We start from the raw sequence: 1,172 nt of genomic DNA, 5'->3' as shown, positions 1-1,172 counted from the left end.
CTCGGCGCCGGCATCATCCTCGGCAACACCTTCCACCTCTGGCTCCGGCCGGGCACGCGGATCATTCGTGCCCACGGCGATCTCCACGACTTCATGGGCTGGGACGGGCCGATCCTCACCGACTCCGGCGGCTTCCAGGTGTTCAGCCTGGGCCGGACGCGCCGGATCACCGAGGCCGGCGTGCACTTCCGCTCGCCGGTGGACGGGGCGAAGGTGTTCATGGGGCCGGAAGAGTCGATGACCGTGCAGCACGACCTCGGCTCGGACATCGTGATGATCTTCGACGAATGCACGCCGTATCCGGCGAGCGAGGCCGAGGCGCGCACCTCGATGGAGCGCTCGCTGCGCTGGGCGGCCCGCTCGCGGGCCCGTCACGACGAGCTCGGCAATACCAACGCCCTGTTCGGCATCGTTCAGGGCGGGGTCCACGAGGGTCTGCGCACGGCCTCGCTCCAGGGGCTCACGGAGATCGGCTTCGACGGCTATGCCATCGGCGGCCTCGCCGTGGGTGAGCCCGCCGAGGAGCGCCACCGCGTGCTCGAGCACCTGGAGCCCCAGCTGCCCGCCGGCCATCCGCGCTATCTCATGGGCGTGGGCAAGCCGGAAGACATCGTCGAGGCGGTGCGCCGCGGCGTGGATATGTTCGACTGCGTCATCCCCACGCGTAACGCGCGCAACGGCTTTCTCTACACCGAGACCGGGGTGCTTCGCATCCGCAATGCGCGCCACGCGGAAGATATCCGACCCATCGATGAAACCTGTGGCTGTTATACGTGTCGACACTACTCACGGGCCTACCTGCGGCACCTGGACCGTTGCAGGGAAATCCTGGGGGCACGGCTGAACACCCTGCACAACCTGTACTATTTCCAGCGGCTGATGACGGGAATCCGTTCGGCGATCGAGGCGGACCGCTTCGAGGACTGGGCGGCGTCGTTCTACGCCAAGCGCCGGGGGCTGTGACATAATGCGCGACTTTGCGGGTCACCCGGGAGGCGGTGGCCGCGGAGTTGATACGTCAATGATATCGAGGAGACTCGTATGGACTTCCTGATTTCCGATGCCCTGGCCCAGGGGCAGGGCGGGGCCGCACCGGGCGGTACGCTCACCAGTCTGATCTTTCCCGTTGCCCTGATCGTCATCTTCTACTTCCTGCTGATCCGTCCCCAGCA

The 1,172-nt window shown here is 66.6% G+C and carries 1 protein-coding gene; it reads left to right on the top strand.

The features are described 5' to 3' along the window. Positions 1-963 (top strand): tRNA guanosine(34) transglycosylase Tgt (gene tgt / locus G7A99_RS20255; RefSeq protein ID WP_163143644.1); only part of this gene is annotated, 963 nt, incomplete at its 5' end. Between the last annotated feature and the right edge of the window lie 209 nt (positions 964-1,172).

The organism is Arhodomonas sp. KWT (genome assembly GCF_010993615.1).
Note: the sequence above shows the minus strand (reverse complement) of the source record. Positions and strands in the feature narration are given on the sequence as shown.